At 63.4% G+C, this 18,691-nt stretch carries 14 protein-coding genes and 1 tRNA gene; 8 read left to right on the forward strand and 7 right to left on the reverse strand.

Going from position 1 to position 18,691, the window contains the following annotated elements; all coding sequences use genetic code 11:
• Window positions 1-23: 23 nt before the first annotated feature.
• Complete coding sequence (rnhA, locus tag ACTJJX_RS21305; RefSeq protein WP_003087954.1) at window positions 24-470, reverse strand: ribonuclease HI; 447 nt, start codon at window positions 468-470, stop codon at window positions 24-26.
• 2 nt (window positions 471-472) lie between these two features.
• Window positions 473-1,234 (reverse strand): methyltransferase domain-containing protein, encoded by a 762-nt coding sequence (locus ACTJJX_RS21310; protein ID WP_003087952.1) that lies wholly within the window; start codon window positions 1,232-1,234, stop codon window positions 473-475.
• 101 nt (window positions 1,235-1,335) lie between these two features.
• Here ACTJJX_RS21310 and gloB point away from each other — a divergent pair, with 101 nt between their 5' ends.
• The 8 genes from gloB (at window position 1,336) to fabI (ending at window position 12,202) form a co-directional block, all read left to right on the forward strand.
• Window positions 1,336-2,112 carry a hydroxyacylglutathione hydrolase gene (gene gloB, locus ACTJJX_RS21315; protein ID WP_004343011.1) on the forward strand — a complete coding sequence of 259 codons (777 nt, stop codon included), beginning with the start codon at window positions 1,336-1,338 and terminating at the stop codon, window positions 2,110-2,112.
• 77 nt (window positions 2,113-2,189) lie between these two features.
• The gene (locus tag ACTJJX_RS21320) at window positions 2,190-3,794 is read left to right on the forward strand and encodes a lytic transglycosylase domain-containing protein (RefSeq protein WP_016851748.1); all 1,605 of its coding nucleotides are present in this window, start codon (window positions 2,190-2,192) and stop codon (window positions 3,792-3,794) included.
• Between the two features lie 190 nt (window positions 3,795-3,984).
• A complete protein-coding gene (locus tag ACTJJX_RS21325) occupies window positions 3,985-5,814 on the forward strand; it encodes an extracellular solute-binding protein (RefSeq protein ID WP_003113590.1) in 1,830 nt (609 codons plus the stop codon).
• Window positions 5,811-7,658, forward strand: a complete 1,848-nt coding sequence (locus ACTJJX_RS21330; protein WP_003087944.1) for an extracellular solute-binding protein — start codon at window positions 5,811-5,813, stop codon at window positions 7,656-7,658. The genes ACTJJX_RS21325 and ACTJJX_RS21330 overlap by 4 nt, the downstream gene beginning before the upstream one ends.
• A 6-nt stretch (window positions 7,659-7,664) precedes the next feature.
• Complete coding sequence (locus ACTJJX_RS21335) at window positions 7,665-8,747, forward strand: microcin C ABC transporter permease YejB (RefSeq protein ID WP_016851749.1); 1,083 nt, start codon at window positions 7,665-7,667, stop codon at window positions 8,745-8,747.
• 4 nt (window positions 8,748-8,751) lie between these two features.
• Window positions 8,752-9,771 carry an ABC transporter permease gene (locus ACTJJX_RS21340; protein ID WP_003087942.1) on the forward strand — a complete coding sequence of 340 codons (1,020 nt, stop codon included), beginning with the start codon at window positions 8,752-8,754 and terminating at the stop codon, window positions 9,769-9,771.
• 1 nt (window position 9,772) lies between these two features.
• Window positions 9,773-11,383, forward strand: a complete 1,611-nt coding sequence (locus ACTJJX_RS21345; RefSeq protein ID WP_003117689.1) for an ABC transporter ATP-binding protein — start codon at window positions 9,773-9,775, stop codon at window positions 11,381-11,383.
• Between the two features lie 21 nt (window positions 11,384-11,404).
• Window positions 11,405-12,202, forward strand: a complete 798-nt coding sequence (gene fabI, locus ACTJJX_RS21350; RefSeq protein ID WP_003087936.1) for an enoyl-ACP reductase FabI — start codon at window positions 11,405-11,407, stop codon at window positions 12,200-12,202.
• 98 nt (window positions 12,203-12,300) lie between these two features.
• Here fabI and ACTJJX_RS21355 read toward each other — a convergent pair whose 3' ends face one another.
• The 5 genes from ACTJJX_RS21355 to clpX form a co-directional block, all read right to left on the reverse strand.
• Window positions 12,301-14,166 carry a SurA N-terminal domain-containing protein gene (locus ACTJJX_RS21355; protein WP_012614282.1) on the reverse strand — a complete coding sequence of 622 codons (1,866 nt, stop codon included), beginning with the start codon at window positions 14,164-14,166 and terminating at the stop codon, window positions 12,301-12,303.
• Window positions 14,167-14,269: 103 nt separating this feature from the next.
• Window positions 14,270-14,346, reverse strand: a tRNA-Asp gene (locus tag ACTJJX_RS21360).
• 51 nt (window positions 14,347-14,397) lie between these two features.
• Window positions 14,398-14,670 carry a nucleoid-associated protein HU-beta gene (gene hupB, locus ACTJJX_RS21365; protein ID WP_003087931.1) on the reverse strand — a complete coding sequence of 91 codons (273 nt, stop codon included), beginning with the start codon at window positions 14,668-14,670 and terminating at the stop codon, window positions 14,398-14,400.
• A gap of 135 nt (window positions 14,671-14,805) precedes the next feature.
• Window positions 14,806-17,202, reverse strand: a complete 2,397-nt coding sequence (gene lon / locus ACTJJX_RS21370) for an endopeptidase La (protein ID WP_003087926.1) — start codon at window positions 17,200-17,202, stop codon at window positions 14,806-14,808.
• 131 nt (window positions 17,203-17,333) lie between these two features.
• Entirely contained in the window at window positions 17,334-18,614 is a 1,281-nt protein-coding gene (gene clpX, locus ACTJJX_RS21375) for an ATP-dependent Clp protease ATP-binding subunit ClpX (RefSeq protein ID WP_003087924.1), read from the reverse strand.
• Window positions 18,615-18,691: the final 77 nt, after the last annotated feature.

Here is an 18,691-nt window from a genome sequence, read left to right on the forward strand (position 1 = left end):
AACGCTTGTTTCGGTGTGGCCGCTCAGCGCGGCAATTCGGCGACGCCACGGTTGGCCAACTGGTCGGCCCGCTCGTTGCCGGGATCGCCGGTATGCCCGCGGACCCACTGCCACTCCACCTGGTGCCGGGCGACCTGCTCATCCAGGGCCTGCCAGAGGTCGGCATTCTTGACCGGCTGCTTGCTGGCGGTCTTCCAGCCGCGCTTCTTCCAGTTCGGCAACCATTCGGTGATGCCGCGCATCACGTATTCCGAGTCGGTGATCAGACGGATCGGACAGGAACGCTTGAGTGCCGCCAGCGCCTGGATCGCCGCCATCAGTTCCATGCGGTTGTTGGTGGTGTCCGGCTCGCCGCCCCAAAGCTCTCGCTCGGCGCCCTTGTAGAGGAGCAACGCCCCCCAGCCGCCGCGCCCAGGGTTGCCCTTGCAGGCGCCGTCGGTATAGATCACTACCTGTTCTTTATCTGTCATGCCTAAATTTCGGAATCTCGCCGGCTGACTTTCGCCACCGGCATGGGCACCAGCTGACCGCGCGGTTCGCGCTTGCTCTGGCGCAACGGGCGCAACCCCACGACCAGCTTGCGTGCCACCAATAGATAGAAGCCGGCGCCCGAAGACTGCCAGGCGTCGCCCCAGCGCTCCAGGCGAGCCAGGCGCGATTGCCAGGCTGCCGACGCAAGCGGCGGACGATAGCACCCGAAGCGCCGTTTCTCCAGCGCGAAGCCCAGCAGGTTGAGCCAGTCGCAGGCCCGCGACGGAGGAATGCAGCGGGCCTGGCGCAAGGCATCCCCGGCGAAATAATGACGGATGCCCCACAGGCTCCATGGGTTGATGCCGATCAGCAGCAGGTGGCCGCCCGGACGAACGGTACGCGCGGCTTCGCGCAGGAGACGGTGAGGCGACAGGCAGAAATCCAGGCCGTGTTGCAGCAGGACCACGTCCGCGGCATGTTCGCTGAGCGGCCAGGCGCCCTCTTCGCAGGCGATGTCCACGCCCGGCAGCGGCGGCCCCAGGCGCACGCCGCGCTGAATCTGTCCGGTGCTCGGCGGCAGTTCGGCATGCGGCCCGTAGTGCACCAGGTAGCCACCGAAGTAACGGGTCAGCTCGTCGCACAACAGGCGTCGCTCCTCGGCCAGCATCAGGCTGCCCAGCGGCCCCTGGAACCAGTCGCGCGCCCGGTTGATCGATGCCAGCCACTCGGCATCGGTCTGGGCGAAGGCTTGCGGTTCGTTCATGCGTACCTCCAGCGTCTTCCCCTTCGCGGCGACGGACGCCGGCACGACGGGAAAATAAGCAATACTATGCGCCAATGACTTCTGCTTAGCGACATCGACCCATGATACAGATCGACGCCCTGCCCGCCTTCAACGACAACTACATCTGGCTGTTGCAAGATGCGACAAGCCGTCGCTGCGCGGTGGTCGACCCCGGCGACGCCAAGCCGGTGGAAGCCTGGCTGGCCACCCATCCCGACTGGCGGTTGAGCGATATCCTGGTGACCCACCACCATCACGACCACGTCGGCGGCGTCGCGGCCCTGAAGGAACTGACCGGCGCGCGGGTTCTCGGCCCGGCCAACGAGAAGATCCCGGCCCGCGACCTGGCGCTGGAAGACGGCGAACGGGTCGAGGTGCTCGGCCTGGTCTTCGAGATCTTCCACGTGCCCGGCCATACCCTCGGCCATATCGCCTACTACCACCCGGCGGAGACGCCGCTGCTGTTCTGCGGCGACACCCTGTTCGCCGCCGGCTGCGGCCGTCTCTTCGAAGGCACCCCGGCGCAGATGCATCATTCCCTGGCGCGACTGGCCGCGCTGCCGGCCAACACCCGGGTCTACTGCACCCACGAGTACACGCTGAGCAACCTGCGCTTCGCGCTGGCGGTGGAGCCCGACAACGCAGCGCTGCGGGAACGCTTCGAGGAAGCGACCCGGCTGCGCGAACGGGACCGCATCACCCTGCCGTCGGAAATCTCGCTGGAATTGTCGACCAATCCATTTCTTCGCGTTTCGGAAAAATCTGTTAAGAAAAAAGCCGACCAGCGGAGCGGCCAGCAAAACCGCACCCCGGAGGAGGTTTTCGCCGTCCTGAGGGCCTGGAAGGACCAGTTCTGAAGGTTGGCGAAATCTTGACCACTCTTGAGGTCATTTCTAGAATCGGCTGAATTTTTGCCCGGAACAGCACTCAGCCGATGCCGCCACAGACACGTAAAACCCCCGATCTAGACGCCCTGGCTCGCGCCGTTCGGGTGTCCATCCTGCTCATCGCCGGTGCGCTCGTCGGCTGCCAGGGCAGCGGCCAGATCAAGGGGGAGGCCCAGGCCAAAGCAGCACGTCCCGGCGCCCGAGCCGTCGACGTCCAGTTCAACCCCTCCTGGCTGCATACCCAGCCCGGCCAGAACGCCGCCTACAACGACATCTGGGACCGCATGCGCGACGGTTTCCAGCTCCAGGATGCGATCAGCACCAACCCGCGCATCGAACGCCAGCGCCTCTGGTTCCTCAGCAACCAGTCGTTCCTCGAACAATCGAGCGCGCGCGGCAGCCTCTACATGCACTACGTGGTCGAGCGCCTGGAAGAACGCAACATGCCGCTCGAACTGGCGCTGCTGCCGGTCATCGAAAGCGCCTATAACCCCTTCGCCCTGTCGCGCAGCAACGCCGCCGGCCTCTGGCAGTTCATTCCCGCCACCGGCCAGCATTTCAACCTGCGCCAGACCAATTTCTACGACGGTCGCCGCGACATCACCGCCTCGACCAATGCCGCCCTGACCTATCTCGAGCGCCTGCACGACATGTTCAACGGCGACTGGATGCTCGCCCTGGCGGCCTACAACGCCGGCGAAGGCACTGTCAGCCGCGCCATCGAACGCAACGAGAAACTGGGCCTGCCGACCGACTACTGGAACCTGCCGCTGCCGCAGGAAACCCAGGACTACGTACCCAAGCTGCTCGCCCTCTCACAGATCGTCATGGCGCCGGATTCCTACGGCATCAGCCTGAACCCGATCAACAACGAGCCCTACTTCCAGGCCGTCCGGGTCAAGCGCGGGATCGACCTGTCCAGCGTCGCCGCGCTGGCGAACCTGGACGAGGACGAGCTGTACCAGCTGAACCCGGCCTACAAGCGCCGCGTGACCATGGACGGCCCCCAGCAACTGTTGGTGCCGATGGAGAAAGCGGCGTTCCTGACCGCCTCGCTGGACACCCTCAAGCCGAAGGAAGTCACCGCCTGGCAGCAATACCGGGTGCGTAGCGGCGACAGCCTGCACAGCATCGCCAACCGCTATCGGATCACCGTAGCGGAGCTCAAGAGCGCCAACCGCCTGTCCAGCAACCACCTGCGCAAGGGCCAGCAACTGAGCATCCCCGGGCAGATCGCCGGCGGCGCCGTCAAGCCGGTCTACCAGCAACTCGCCCGACAGGCTTCCACCCCGGCCAGGACCCGCTCCTATAAGGTCAAGAACGGCGACAGCCTGTGGCAGATCGCCCGCAACAACGGCGTCGACGTCAACGACCTGAAGCGCTGGAACGGCCTGGACAAGCACGCCCTGAAGGTCGGCCAGACCCTCAAGCTGCAAGGCGGCACCCAGGCCCTGGCGGCCCGCAAGGGAAACGCCGCCGGCAAGCGCGACAGCGCCACCTACTACAAGGTCAAGCAAGGCGACTCGATGTACCTGATCGCCAAGCGCTTCAATGTCGAAATGAAGCACCTGCAGCGCTGGAACCCGCGCAGCAAGCAGGCGCTCAAGCCCGGCCAGACCCTGACCCTGTACCTGGACACCGCGAGCCGCTGACAGCCCATTGCAGGCCGTCCCGAAACGCCACGCCCGCTCCTGCCGGCGTGGCGTTTTCGCAAGCGCGGCCAGAACCCCGGACCCTAGGCCGGACAGGCCCGCGCTCCCTCTTTTTTCCTGTGCGGGCAAGGTGTTACTGTTGTCTGACGATTCGTTGTCAAAAATAGCCAAGGACCCGGACACACGCCTGATGCGTCGCCTCTCCTTCCTGATCCTCGGCCTGGCCGTGAGCCTGCCCAGCTTCGCCGCGATTACCCAGAGCCATGGTTATGCCCAATTCGGCACGCTCAAGTATCCGGCCAATTTCCAGCACTTCGACTGGACCAATCCCGACGCCCCCAAAGGCGGCACCTTGCGCCTGATGGCCTCGGGCAGCTTCGACACGCTCAACCCCTACACCCTGAAAGGCACCAGCCCGATCGGCACCGGCGATTTCCTCCAGTACGGAGTCAACGAGCTGAACGAACCATTGATGGTGGGCACCGGCCTGTACGACCCGTCCGGCGACGAACCAGCCTCCAGCTATGGCCTGATCGCGAAGAGCGTGGAATACGCGGAAAACCGCAGCTGGGTGGTATTCAACCTGCGGCCGGAAGCGCGCTTCCACGACGGCAGGCCGATCACCGCCAGCGACGTGGCCTTTTCCTATCGCACCCTGGTCAAGCAGGGGCACCCGATGTACCGCACCTACCTGCAGGAGGTGAAGCGGGTCGATATCCTCACCCCCCACCGGGTGCGTTTCGTCCTGCGGCGCTCCGGCAACCCGCTGCTGATCCTGCGCCTGGGCGAGCTTCCGGTGCTGCCGCAGCATTACTGGAAGGATCGCGACTTCCGCGCCACCACCTTCACCGCGCCGCTGGGCAGCGGTCCCTATCGCATCGTCGAGGTCGATCCCGGGCGCCGCCTGGTGTTCGAACGCGTGAAGGGCTGGTGGGGCGAAAAACTGCCGGTGAACCGCGGCAAATACAATTTCGACCGGGTCGTGGTGGACTTCTACCGGGACAACGGCGTCGCCTTCGAAGCCTTCAAGGCCGGCGAGTTCGACTTCTACATCGAGCACCAGGCGAAGAACTGGCTGAACAACTATCGCTTCCCCGCGGTTCTGCGCGGCGATGTGATCCGCACGGAAATCCCGCACCAGATCCCCAGCCAGACCCAGGCGTTGTTCATGAACACCCGTCGCGCCGTGTTCAAGGAGCGCGCGCTACGCCAGGCGCTGGGCGAGATGTTCGACTTCGAATGGACCAATCGCGCCCTCTTCAGCAATTCCTACCTGCGCTCGCGCAGCTACTACCCGAACAGCGAATTCGCCGCCAGCGGCGTCCCGGAGGGCCAGGAATGGCTGTACCTGTCGCCGTACCGCAAGCAATTGCCGGCGCAGTTGTTCAAACAGCCGTTCAGCCTGCCGACCACCGAGGGGCGCGGCATTCCCCGTGAAACCCTCAGGCATGCGCTCGGTCTACTGGCCGATGCCGGCTGGAAGCTGTCCGGCGACCGACTGCTGAATAAAAAGGGCGAACCGCTGCGCTTCGAAATCCTGCTGGTCAATCCGAGCCTGGAGCGTATTCTCCAGCCCTATCGCGAAAACCTCGCCAGCATCGGCATCGACGCGCGCCTGCGCACCGTCGACCGCGCCCAATACAAGCAGCGCCTGGACCAGTTCGACTACGACATGATCCTCATGACCCTGCCGCAGACCCTCAGTCCCGGCCTGGAACAGTGGCAGTACTTCCACTCCAGCCAGGTGAAGGTCAAGGGCAGCAAGAATTACGCGGGCATCGCCAACCCGGTGGTCGACGCCATGCTCAACCGCCTGCTAGGCGCCCACAGCCGCGACGAACAGGTCGCCGCCGCGCGCGCCCTGGACCGGACCTTGCTCTGGCAGTACTACAGCATTCCCAACTGGTACCTCAATTCGCACCGTCTGGCGTACCGCAACCGCTTCGCCTTCGTCGCCACCCCGCCCTACACCCTGGGCCTGCGCGCGTGGTGGCAGAAAAACCTGGAGACGTCCCGATGATCCGTCCCCGCTTCACCCCTCTGCTGGCAGCCCTGCTGCTCGGCTGCTGCGGCCCGCTCCTCGCCGCCCCGAAACATGCACTGACGCTCTACGATGAGCCTCCGAAGTATCCCGCCGATTTCAAGCATTTCGACTACGTGAATCCGGATGCGCCAAAAGGCGGCATCCTCCGCCAGGCCGACTTCGGCGGCTTCGACAGCCTCAACCCGTTCATCGGCAAGGGCGTCTCGGCCCCTTCGCTGGGCCTGATCTACGACACCCTGGCCTTCCAGTCGCAGGACGAGCCGTTCACCGAATACGGCCTGCTCGCGGAGAAGATCGAGAAGGCACCGGACAACAGCTACGTGCGCTTCTACCTGCGCCCCCAGGCCCGTTTCAGCGATGGCACGCCGGTCACCGCCGAAGACGTGGTGTTCACCTTCGAGACGCTGGTGAGCAAGGGCGACCCGATGTACCGCAACTACTATGCGGACGTCGACAAGGTGGTCGCCGAGGACAAGCTTCGCGTGCGCTTCGACTTCAAGCACGCCGGCAACCGCGAACTGCCGCTGATCCTCGGGCAGATCGCGATCCTGCCGAAACACTGGTGGGCCGACCGCGACTTTTCCAAGACCGGCATGGAAATCCCGGTAGGCAGCGGTCCCTACCGCATCGCCAAGGTCGATCCGGGACGCTCCATCAGCTACGAGCGAGTCAAGGACTGGTGGGCCAAGGACCTTCCGGTCTCCCGCGGACTCTATAACTTCGACACCATCACCATCGACTCCTATCGCGACATGTCGGTCGCCCTGGAAGCCTTCAAGGCCGGCCAGTACGACGTCAACCTCGAATATTCGGCGAAGGACTGGGCCACCGGCTACGAGTCGCCGGCATTGCGCGACGGGCGCTTCATCAAGGCCAGCATCCACAACCACAACCCGGTAGGGATGCAGGGCTTCGCCTTCAATATCCGCCGCCCGGTGTTCCAGGACCGCCGGGTACGCCAGGCGATCAGCCTGCTGTTCGACTTCGAATGGTCGAACAAGCAGCTGTTCTTCAGCTCCTACAAGCGCACCAACAGCTATTTCGAGAACTCGGAGATGGCCGCCCACCAGTTGCCCAGCGAAGCCGAGCTGAAGATCCTCGAACCGCTGCGCGGCAAGATTCCCGACGAGGCCTTCGACCAGGTCTTCCAGAATCCGGTCAATGACGGCAGCGGGGTGATCCGCGAGCAGCGGCGCAAGGCCTACCAGTTGCTCACCGAGGCCGGCTACAGGATCGAGAACAACCGCATGGTAGGTCCCGACGGCCAACCACTGAGCTTCGAATTCATGCTGTTCCAGGCCAACATGGAACGGGTCATCCTGCCGTTCAAGCGCAACCTGGCCGAACTTGGCATCGACATGCAGATCCGTCGCGTCGACGTCTCGCAGTTCGTCAACCGCCTGCGCTCGCGGGATTTCGACATGACCTCGGCGACCTGGCCGCAATCCAACTCGCCAGGCAACGAACAGCGAGAGTTCTGGCATTCCAGCAGCGCCGACAAGGCCGGCAGCCGCAACTTCATCGGCCTCAAGGACCCGGCCATCGACAGCCTGGTGGAGAGCCTGATCCAGTCCGACTCGCGGCAAAGCCTGATCGACCATACCCGCGCCCTCGACCGCGTACTGTCGTGGGGCTACTACGTGGTTCCCAACTACTACGTCGATACCTGGCGGGTCGCCTACTGGAACCGTTTCGGCCGGCCGAAGGTGACGCCACTCTACGACTGGGGCCTGATGACCTGGTGGCAAACCAGCGACAAGGCGCTGCCGAGCAAGGCGCAAGCCGAAGCCGCGCAAGACGCCGAGCCGGAACGGGAGTAACGCCGCATGCTCTCCTATATCCTGCGGCGCCTGCTGCTGATCGTCCCTACCCTGTTCGGCATCCTGCTGATCAACTTCATCATCATCCAGGCCGCTCCCGGCGGTCCGGTGGAGCAGATGATCGCCAAGCTGGAAGGCTTCGACGCCGCTTCCGGCGGCGCCACCGGACGCATCTCCGGCGGCGGCGGCGAAGTCGCCGTGGCCGGCTCGCAATACCGCGGCGCGCAAGGCCTGGACCCGGAGCTAGTGAAAGAGATCGAGCGCATGTACGGCTTCGACAAGTCGGCCCCCGAGCGCTTCATGATCATGCTGAAGAACTACCTGCACCTGGACTTCGGGCAGAGTTTCTTCCGCGACGCCAAGGTCACCGACCTGATCATCGAGAAATTGCCGGTGTCGATCTCGCTCGGACTCTGGAGCACGCTGATCATGTACCTGGTGTCGATCCCGCTGGGGATCGCCAAGGCGGTCCGCCATGGCAGCGTCTTCGACATCTGGACCAGCTCGGCGATCATCGTCGGCTACGCCATTCCCGCCTTCCTCTTCGCCATCCTGCTGGTGGTGCTGTTCGCCGGCGGCAGCTACTGGGACTGGTTCCCCCTGCGCGGCCTGACCTCGAACAACTTCGACCAGCTCAGCCTCGGCGGCAAGGTACTCGACTATTTCTGGCACCTGGCCTTGCCGGTAACCGCCCTGGTGATCGGCAACTTCGCCACCATCACGCTGCTGACCAAGAACAGCTTCCTCGACGAGATCGGCAAGCAATACGTGGTCACCGCCCGCGCCAAGGGCCTGACCGAACGCAGCGTGCTCTACGGGCACGTATTCCGCAACGCCATGCTGCTGGTGATTGCCGGCCTGCCGGCTGCGCTGCTGGGGATCTTCTTCACCGGTTCGCTGTTGATCGAGGTGATCTTCTCCCTCGACGGCCTCGGCCTGCTCAGCTTCGAAGCGGCGATGAACCGCGACTACCCGGTGGTCTTCGGCACGCTGTTCATCTTCACCCTGTTCGGGCTGGTCATGAAGCTGATCAGCGATATCGTCTACACCCTGGTCGATCCGCGCATCGACTTCGAGAACCGGGAGTAATCCGATGCGCCTGTCTCCCATCAACCAGCGCCGCTGGGCCCGCTTCAAGAGCAACAAGCGTGGCTGGTGGTCGCTCTGGCTGTTCCTCATCCTGTTCGTCGGCAGCCTCGGCGCCGAACTGATCGCCAACGACAAACCGCTGGTCGTGCATTACGACGGCGGCTGGTATTTCCCGGTCTTCAAACGCTACCCGGAAACCACCTTCGGCGGCGAATTCCCCCTGGAAGCCAACTACAAGAGCCCCTACATCAGCCAACTGATCGCCGAGAAGGACGGCTGGGTGCTTTGGCCGCCGATCCCCTACAGCTACGACACCATCAACTACGAGCTGAAGGTTCCCGCCCCCGCCCCGCCGTCGGCGGAAAACTGGCTGGGCACCGACGACCAGGCCCGCGACGTGCTCGCCCGGGTGATCTACGGCTTCCGCGTGTCGATCCTCTTCGCCCTGACCCTGACCGTGCTCAGTTCTCTGATCGGCGTCACCGTCGGCGCCCTGCAAGGCTACTACGGCGGCTGGGTCGACCTGCTCGGCCAGCGTTTCCTGGAAGTCTGGTCGGGGCTGCCGGTGCTCTACCTGCTGATCATCCTGGCCAGCTTCGTCCAGCCGAACTTCTGGTGGCTGCTGGGCATCATGCTGCTGTTTTCCTGGATGAGCCTGGTGGACGTGGTCCGCGCCGAGTTCCTCCGCGGGCGCAACCTGGAATACGTCCGCGCCGCCCGGGCCCTCGGCATGCGCAACAGCGCCATCATGTTCCGTCACATCCTGCCGAACGCGATGATCTCGACCCTGACCTTCATGCCGTTCATCCTCACCGGCGCCATCGGCACCCTCACCTCCCTGGACTTCCTCGGCTTCGGCCTGCCGCCCGGCGCGCCGTCGCTGGGCGAGTTGGTCGCCCAGGGCAAGTCCAACCTCCAGGCACCCTGGCTGGGCATTTCCGCCTTCGTGGTGCTGGCGGTCATGCTGAGCCTGCTGGTGTTCATCGGCGAAGCCGCCCGCGACGCTTTCGACCCGAGGAAATGAGATGAGCGAGAACATTCTGGAAATCCGCGACCTCGCCGTCGAATTCCTCTCCGGCGAGCAACGCCAGCGGGTGGTCGAAGGCGTCAGCTTCGACATCCGCCAGGGCGAGACCCTGGCCCTGGTCGGCGAAAGCGGCTCGGGCAAGTCGGTGACCGCCCACTCGATCCTGCGCCTGCTGCCCTACTCCGTCGCCAGCCACCCAGCAGGCAGCATCCACTACCAGGGCGAGGATCTGCTCAAGCTCCCGGAACGGCGCCTGCGCGGGATCCGCGGCAACCGCATCGCCATGGTCTTCCAGGAACCCATGACCTCGCTCAATCCGCTGCATACCATCGAGAAGCAGCTCGCCGAGGTCCTCGCCCTGCACAAGGGCCTGGGTGGCGCCAAGGCCAGCGCGAGAATTCTCGAACTGCTCGAGCTGGTCGGCATCCCCGAGCCGGCCAAGCGCCTGAAAGCCTATCCACACGAACTCTCCGGCGGCCAGCGGCAGCGCGTGATGATCGCCATGGCCCTGGCCTGCGAGCCGCAACTGCTGATCGCCGACGAACCGACCACCGCGCTCGACGTCACCGTCCAGTTGAAGATCCTCGATCTGCTCAAGGACCTGCAGGCACGCCTGGGCATGTCCCTGCTGCTGATCACCCACGACCTCAACCTGGTGCGGCGCATCGCCCACCGCGTCTGCGTCATGCAACAAGGGCGGATCGTCGAGCAGGCTTCCTGCCAGGAACTCTTCGCAGCCCCGCGACACCCCTATACCCGCGAGCTGCTCAACGCCGAGCCCAACGGTGCGCCGGCGAGCAACCCGCCCGGTGAAACCCTGTTGGCGGTGGACGACCTGCGGGTCTGGTTCCCGATCCGCAAAGGCGTGTTCCGCCGCACCGTGGACCACGTCAAGGCGGTCGACGGGGTCAATTTCGAACTACCCCGCGGGCAGACGCTGGGCATCGTTGGCGAAAGCGGCTCGGGCAAGTCGACCCTTGGCCTGGCGATCCTGCGGCTGCTGGAAAGCCAGGGCGGCATCCGCTTCGAAGGCACCCGGCTGGACGGTCTCGCGCAACATGACGTGCGCCCGCTGCGCCGCGAGATGCAGGTGGTGTTCCAGGACCCGTATGGCAGCCTCAGCCCACGCATGTGTGTCGGCGAGATCGTCGGCGAAGGCCTGCGCATCCATAGGATCGGCAGCGAGGCCGAACAGGAGCAGGCGATCATCGACGCGCTGGTGGAGGTCGGGCTCGATCCGCAGACCCGCTACCGTTACCCCCACGAATTCTCCGGCGGCCAGCGCCAGCGCATCGCCATCGCCCGGGCACTGGTGCTGAAACCGGCACTGATCCTGCTCGACGAACCGACCTCGGCGCTCGACCGCACCGTACAGCGCCAGGTCGTGGAATTGCTGCGGCAACTGCAGGGCAAGTACAACCTCACCTACCTGTTCATCAGCCACGACCTGGCGGTGGTCAAGGCGCTCAGCCACCAGCTGATGGTGGTTCGACATGGCAAGGTAGTGGAACAGGGCAGCGCCGAAGCGGTTTTCGCCTCGCCGCAACATCCCTATACGCAGCAATTGCTGGAGGCTGCCTTCATGGCCCCGGCAAGCGCGGAAAACTGAGTAGCAGACAAGGAACGGACCATGGGATTTCTCACAGGAAAACGCGCCCTGATCGTCGGAGTCGCCAGCAAGCTCTCCATCGCTTCCGGCATCGCCGCCGCCATGCACCGGGAAGGCGCCGAACTGGCCTTCACCTACCAGAACGACAAGCTCAGGGGCCGGGTGGAGGAGTTCGCCAGTGGCTGGGGCTCGCGGCCGGAGCTGTGCTTCCCCTGTGACGTGGCCGACGACAGCCAGATCGAAGCGGTGTTCGCCGCCCTGGGCAAGCACTGGGACGGCCTGGACATCATCGTCCACTCCGTCGGATTCGCTCCAGGCGATCAGCTCGACGGCGACTTCACCGCGGTGACCACCCGCGAGGGCTTCCGCATCGCCCACGACATCAGCGCCTACAGCTTCATCGCCCTGGCCAAGGCCGGACGGGAAATGATGAAGGGCCGCAACGGCAGCCTGCTGACCCTCTCCTACCTGGGCGCCGAACGGACCATGCCGAACTACAACGTAATGGGCATGGCCAAGGCCAGCCTGGAGGCCGGGGTCCGCTACCTGGCCGGCAGCCTGGGCGCGGAAGGCACCCGGGTCAATGCGGTTTCCGCCGGGCCGATCCGAACGCTCGCCGCCTCCGGGATCAAGAGTTTCCGCAAGATGCTGGCCGCCAACGAGCGGCAGACGCCGCTGCGGCGCAACGTCACCATCGAGGAAGTCGGCAATGCCGGCGCCTTCCTCTGTTCAGACCTGGCCAGCGGTATCAGTGGCGAGATCCTCTACGTCGATGGCGGCTTCAACACTACCGCCATGGGCCCGCTGGACGACGACTGATCACCCCGCCCATGAAAAATGGCCGCTTCGAGCGGCCATTTTTCATGGGAGGAATAAAGAAAAGGCCGCGTAAGCGGCCTTTTCTCTGCATCTCGGTCTCAGTATTTCTCGACTTCCGCCTTGTCCTGCAACTGACGGCGGAAGGCGGCGAAGTCTGCCTGTCCGCTGCGCGAAGCCAGGAAGCGGCGGTACATGGCCTTCTCGTCGTCGGAGATAGCCTCCTCCGGCTCGCTGACGCCATTCAGGCGGATCACCACGTAATCGCCATTGGCCAGGGTCACGCCAGAGAACGAAGGCTTGTCCTTGGCCTCCGGACGCTGCATGCGGAACACCGCCTGGAGCAGTTTCGGATCGACGCCTTCGTGGCCGCGGGAGGCCGCCTCGACCACTTTCCACGACTCACCCGCTGCGGAAGAGGTACGGCCTTCACGCAGCTCTGCGATCAGGGCCTCGCCACGCTTCTGCGCCTCCTCGGCGGCCTTTTCGGCGGCCAGGCGCTCGCGGATGTTCGCCGCGACCTGCTCCAGCGGTTGCTCCTTCGGCTTGTTGTGTTCCTTGACCCGCAGCACCACCACGGTGTCCGGATCCAGCTCGATGGCGCCACTGTTGGCCGCTTCTTCCAGCACCTCGGCGCTGAACGCGGTCTGCACGATCTGGCGGTTGGCAGCGATGCCGTCGCCCCCCGAACGTCCGAACGGCTGGCTGGTCTGGACCTTCAGGCCCATTTCCTGCGCCGGCTGGCTCAGGTCGGCGGCTTCGTAGGCGGAGCTTTCCAAGTCCTTGGTAGCCTCGACGAAGCGCTGCTCGACCATCTGTTTCTTCAGTTCGTCCTCGAGCTTCGGCTTGAGGCTTTCCAGGCTCGGTACTTCCGGCGCCTGCACGCCCAGCAGCTTGATCAGGTGGTAGCCGTACGGAGTCTTCACCGGGGCGGATACCTCACCTTGCTTCAGCGCATACAGCGCCTCCTCGAACGCGGGGTCGTACACGCCGCGACCGGCGTAGCCCAGGTCACCGCCGGTGGCGGCCGAGCCGATATCCTGGGAGAACTCCTTGGCCAGCGCGGCGAAATCCTCGCCCTTGGCCAGGCGAGCCTTGATCTCGTCGATCTTCGCCTTGGCCTGCTCGTCGCCGACCTTGTCGTTCACCTCGATCAGGATGTGGGCGGCATCGCGCTGCTCGGAGAGGTTGGCGATTTCCTTCTGGTACAACGCCTCGAGGTCTTCCTGCTTCACCTTGACCTGGTCGAAGAAGGAGGACTTCTTCAGTTCCACGTATTCGACGACCACCTGCTCGGGAGTCATGAACTCGCTCTTGTGGCCTTCGTAGAAGGCCTTCACCTCGTCCTCGCTCACGCTGCTCTTGGACGCGTCGGCCTTGATCGCCAGGGTGGCGAAGTCGCGGGTCTGCTTCTCGAGGCGAGCGAAGGACTGCAATTCGTTGTCGGTGACGAAACCGGTGCCCGCCAGGCCGGCGCGAAGCTGGCCGATGAGCATTTCCTGGCCGAGCATCTGGCGGAACTGCATGCGGCTGTAGTTCATCTGGCGGATGACCTGGTCGAAGCGATCCGCGTTGAACTTGCCGTCGACCTGGAACTCGGGAGTTTGCAGGATCAACTGGTCCAGCGCCTGGTCGGAGAAGGCAAACTTGTCGTCCTTGGCGGCCTGGAGCAGCAGGGTACGCTCGATCAGCCCCTTCAGGGCCGCTTCCTTGAGCAGCTTGTCATCCAGCATGGATGGATCGAAATCCTTGCCCAGGCGTTGCAGCAGCTGGCGACGCTGCATGTCCACGGCCTGTTGGACTTCATTGAGACTGATATCGTCGCCGTTGACCTTGGCGGCCACGTTGGAGTGGTCGGTGGCCCGGATGATCGCGTCGAAGCCGGTCAGCGACAGGAGAACGATGATCACGCCAATGATGGTCTTGGCGATCCAGCCCTGGGAATTATCCCTGATGTTCTGCAGCATGCAGCCCCCAAAAACTGCCACGACCAGCCGTCTTGGGCGGCGCGGCGTGGGTAAGAGATGCGGATATAAGAAAGGCGCATCCGAGGATGCGCCTTCTCGTAACTGGCGGAGCGGACGGGACTCGAACCCGCGACCCCCGGCGTGACAGGCCGGTATTCTAACCGACTGAACTACCGCTCCGCAGCCAGGCCAGCCTTGGCCGACCTGGGTAGATCGAGTCCAAAAAGACGCTTAGTTGACAGCATCCTTCAGGGCTTTACCGGCTTTGAAGCCCGGGATCTTGGCAGCGGCGATCTTGATCGGCTTGCCAGTTTGCGGGTTGCGACCGGTGCGAGCAGCGCGCTCTTTGACAGCGAAGGTGCCGAAACCAACCAGCACGACGGAGTCACCAGCCTTCAGGGCGCCAGTGACGGACTCGATCACTGCGTCCAGTGCGCGACCGGCAACAGCTTTCGGGATATCAGCAGATGCGGCAATTGCATCGATCAGTTCCGACTTGTTCACTCTAAGTCCCCTTATTTCTGTTGAGTATGTTTCTATGTGTTAGGTGTAAGGAAATTCTGCGCTGGTAGGCCAACTGACTCAGCAAGTGCCGCTTTATAACAAGGGCCCAAAAACAGTGTCAAGAATACCTACCGACTAATGCGTGCTAATTCGCTCCTTGGAATCAGGCTCGCGTTTTTCATCCTTTGCAACCATCTCCGGAGCCGCATCGGGCAAGGGCTCCGGGGCGTATTGCAGCGCAATTTGCAGGACTTCGTCAATCCATTTAACCGGTTTAATAACCAGATCACTCTTAATATTGTCCGGAATTTCCTTCAGGTCGCGAACATTTTCCTCGGGAATGATCACCGTCTTGATCCCGCCGCGGTGCGCCGCCAAAAGTTTTTCTTTCAGCCCGCCGATCGCCAGCACCTGCCCACGCAGGGTGATCTCCCCGGTCATTGCCACGTCGGCGCGCACCGGGATCTGCGTGATCGCCGAAACCAGCGCCGTGCACATGCCGATGCCTGCGCTCGGGCCATCCTTCGGCGTAGCGCCTTCCGGAACGTGGATATGGATGTCGCGCTTCTCGTGGAAGTCCGCCGCGATTCCTAGGCTCTGGGCGCGGCTGCGCACCACGGTCAACGCCGCGGTGATCGATTCCGCCATCACGTCGCCCAGCGATCCGGTCTTGGTCAACTGGCCCTTGCCGGGTACCACGGCCGCCTCGATGGTAAGCAGCTCGCCGCCGACCTGGGTCCAGGCCAGCCCGGTCACCTGGCCGATCTGGTCCTGCTGTTCGGCGAGGCCATAACGGAACTTGCGCACGCCGAGGTAGTTCTCCAGCGTCTCGCTGGACACCACCGCCTGGATACGCTTGAGCTTGGCATGCTCCTTCACCGCCTTGCGGCAGACCTTGGCGATCTGCCGCTCGAGGCTGCGCACCCCGGCTTCGCGGGTGTAGTAGCGAATGATGTCGCGCAGGGCGCCTTCCTCGAAGGTCAGCTCGCCCTTCTTCAGGCCGTTGGCCTGGACCTGCTTCGGAATCAGGTACTTGGCGGCGATATTGACCTTCTCGTCCTCGGTGTAGCCCGGCAGGCGGATGACTTCCATCCGATCCAGCAGGGGCGCCGGGATGTTCATCGAGTTCGCGGTGCAGAGGAACATCACGTCGGACAGGTCGTAGTCGACTTCCAGGTAGTGATCGTTGAAGTTGTGGTTCTGCTCCGGGTCGAGCACCTCGAGCAGCGCCGAGGCGGGATCCCCGCGCATGTCGCTGCCCATCTTGTCGATTTCGTCGAGGAGGAACAGCGGGTTGCGCACGCCGACCTTGGTCATCTTCTGGATCAGGCGGCCCGGCATGGAGCCGATATAGGTACGACGGTGACCGCGGATCTCGGCCTCGTCACGCACGCCGCCGAGCGCCATGCGCACGAACTTGCGATTGGTGGCGCGGGCGATGGATTCGGCCAGGGAGGTCTTGCCCACGCCGGGCGGTCCCACCAGGCAAAGGACCGGGCCCTTGAGCTTCTTCACCCGCTTTTGCACGGCGAGATACTCGAGAATGCGCTCCTTGACCTCTTCCAGGCCATAATGGTCGGCATCGAGGATGTCTTCCGCCTTGGCGAGATCATGGCGCACCTTGCTCTCGGCCTTCCACGGCACGTTCAGCAGCCAGTCTATGTAGGAACGCACCACGGTGGCTTCCGCCGACATCGGCGACATCTGCTTGAGCTTGTTCAGCTCGGCAGTGGCCTTGGTGTGCGCCTCCTTGGTCAGGCCGGCGGCGTCGATGCGCTTCTTCAGCTCCTCGACTTCGTTGTGCCCTTCGTCGATATCGCCGAGTTCCTTCTGAATGGCCTTCATCTGCTCATTCAGGTAGTACTCGCGCTGGCTGCGCTCCATCTGCTTCTTGACCCGGCCGCGGATACGCTTTTCCACCTGCAGCAGGTCGATCTCGGCATCCAGCAGCGCCAGGACATGCTCGACCCGCGACGACAGGTCGGTGATCTCCAGGATGTCCTGCTTCTGCTCGATCTTCAGCGCCATGTGCGCGGCCATGGTATCGACCAGCCTGCTCGGCTCGTCGATGCTGTTCAGCGAGGAAAGCACCTCGGCGGGGACTTTCTTGCCCAACTGGACGTATTGCTCGAACTGGCTCAGCAGGCTGCGAGTGAAGACCTCGGCCTCGCGCTCGCCGACATTGGCGTCGTCGATGGCCTGGACCGCGGCACGAATGTGCCCTTCCTCCTCGATGAAGCGCTCGACCTGGCCGCGCTGCTCGCCTTCGACCAGCACCTTGACGGTGCCATCCGGCAGCTTGAGCAACTGCAGCACGGTAGCGACCGTACCCATGCGGTACAGGCCATCTTCGCCCGGATCATCGTCCGCGGGGTTTTTCTGCGCCAGCAGGAGGATTTGCTTGTCGCCGGTCATCGCTGCCTCCAAGGCCTCGATGGACTTTTCCCGACCGACGAACAACGGGATGACCATGTGCGGGTACACCACCACGTCACGTAGCGGCAGCAAGGGCAATTCGACGAGTGTTTTCATAATGTCGGCTCTACAGCGGCACTTGGCCACGAAACAGATAGGAAGACCTTTCAGCCTAAGATGGGGTTAGGCCCGGGAAAAAACAAGCGTGCCAGTCGGAAAAGAAAAGGGGCCCGAAGGCCCCTGCTCTTTCATGCCTCAGGCGCAGCCTTGGCTGGCTTTTCGCTGTTCTCGTAGATCATCAGGGGTTGCGACGAGCCATCGATGACACTCTCATCGATGACCACCTTGCTGACATCCTGCTGGGAGGGAATCTCGTACATGGTATCGAGAAGGATACCTTCGAGAATTGAACGCAAGCCACGTGCACCGGTCTTGCGTTCGAGCGCCTTGCGGGCAACCGCCTTGAGTGCATCCGGACGGAATTCGAGATCGACGCCTTCCATTTCGAACAGCTTGGCGTACTGCTTGGTGAGAGCGTTCTTCGGCTCGGTCAGGATCTGCATGAGCGCAGCCTCGTCGAGCTCATCAAGAGTCGCGATCACCGGCAAACGCCCTACAAACTCGGGAATAAGACCGAACTTGACGAGATCTTCCGGTTCGACTTCCTTGAACGCCTCGCCGACCTTCTTGCCCATCTCCTGACTGCGCACTTCGGCATTGAAACCGATGCCGCCGCGCGCGGAACGGTTCTGGATGACCCGCTCCAGACCGGCGAAAGCGCCGCCGCAGATGAACAGGATGTTGCGCGTATCGACCTGCAGGAACTCCTGCTGCGGATGCTTGCGACCGCCCTGCGGCGGTACCGAGGCAACGGTGCCCTCGATGAGCTTCAGCAGGGCCTGCTGCACACCCTCGCCGGAAACGTCGCGAGTGATGGAGGGGTTGTCCGATTTCCGGGAGATCTTGTCGATCTCGTCGATGTAGACGATGCCCATCTGGGCCTTCTCCACATCGTAATCGCACTTCTGCAAGAGCTTCTGGATGATGTTCTCGACATCCTCGCCCACGTAGCCCGCTTCCGTCAGCGTGGTCGCATCGGCGATGGTGAACGGCACGTTCAGCAGACGTGCGAGGGTCTCGGCCAGCAGGGTCTTGCCCGAGCCGGTTGGGCCGATCATCAGAATGTTGCTCTTGCCGAGCTCGATATCGTCCTTCTTGTCACGCTGGTTGAGGCGCTTGTAGTGGTTGTATACCGCTACCGCCAGAACCTTCTTGGCCCGCTCCTGCCCGATCACGTACTGATCGAGGATGGTGCGGATCTCTTTCGGCGCCGGAAGTTTGTGCCCACTACTTTCCGCCTGCGCTTCCTGCACCTCCTCGCGGATGATGTCATTGCACAGGTCGACACACTCGTCGCAGATAAAGACCGAGGGGCCGGCAATCAACTTGCGCACTTCGTGCTGGCTCTTGCCGCAGAAGGAGCAATACAGCAGCTTGCCGTTGTCCTCGCCGTTGCGGGTATCAGTCATTCGATCGATCCAATGGGTAGCTTCAAACACAAGATGAAGGCAATTGTGGGCATTTTCAAGCCCACGAGGCGGCCGAA

The organism is Pseudomonas sp. 22490, assembly GCF_052044465.1.
Lineage (GTDB): Bacteria > Pseudomonadota > Gammaproteobacteria > Pseudomonadales > Pseudomonadaceae > Pseudomonas > Pseudomonas aeruginosa.

What these genes read in the sequence shown, in the direction of transcription:
- rnhA (WP_003087954.1), bottom strand. Translation starts at nt 470, where the DNA reads ATGACAGATAAAGAACAGGTAGTGATCTATACCGACGGCGCCTGCAAG.
- ACTJJX_RS21310 (WP_003087952.1), bottom strand. Translation starts at nt 1,234, where the DNA reads ATGAACGAACCGCAAGCCTTCGCCCAGACCGATGCCGAGTGGCTGGCA.
- gloB (WP_004343011.1), top strand. Translation starts at nt 1,336, where the DNA reads ATGATACAGATCGACGCCCTGCCCGCCTTCAACGACAACTACATCTGG.
- ACTJJX_RS21320 (WP_016851748.1), top strand. Translation starts at nt 2,190, where the DNA reads ATGCCGCCACAGACACGTAAAACCCCCGATCTAGACGCCCTGGCTCGC.
- ACTJJX_RS21325 (WP_003113590.1), top strand. Translation starts at nt 3,985, where the DNA reads ATGCGTCGCCTCTCCTTCCTGATCCTCGGCCTGGCCGTGAGCCTGCCC.
- ACTJJX_RS21330 (WP_003087944.1), top strand. Translation starts at nt 5,811, where the DNA reads ATGATCCGTCCCCGCTTCACCCCTCTGCTGGCAGCCCTGCTGCTCGGC.
- ACTJJX_RS21335 (WP_016851749.1), top strand. Translation starts at nt 7,665, where the DNA reads ATGCTCTCCTATATCCTGCGGCGCCTGCTGCTGATCGTCCCTACCCTG.
- ACTJJX_RS21340 (WP_003087942.1), top strand. Translation starts at nt 8,752, where the DNA reads ATGCGCCTGTCTCCCATCAACCAGCGCCGCTGGGCCCGCTTCAAGAGC.
- ACTJJX_RS21345 (WP_003117689.1), top strand. Translation starts at nt 9,773, where the DNA reads ATGAGCGAGAACATTCTGGAAATCCGCGACCTCGCCGTCGAATTCCTC.
- fabI (WP_003087936.1), top strand. Translation starts at nt 11,405, where the DNA reads ATGGGATTTCTCACAGGAAAACGCGCCCTGATCGTCGGAGTCGCCAGC.
- ACTJJX_RS21355 (WP_012614282.1), bottom strand. Translation starts at nt 14,166, where the DNA reads ATGCTGCAGAACATCAGGGATAATTCCCAGGGCTGGATCGCCAAGACC.
- lon (WP_003087926.1), bottom strand. Translation starts at nt 17,202, where the DNA reads ATGAAAACACTCGTCGAATTGCCCTTGCTGCCGCTACGTGACGTGGTG.
- clpX (WP_003087924.1), bottom strand. Translation starts at nt 18,614, where the DNA reads ATGACTGATACCCGCAACGGCGAGGACAACGGCAAGCTGCTGTATTGC.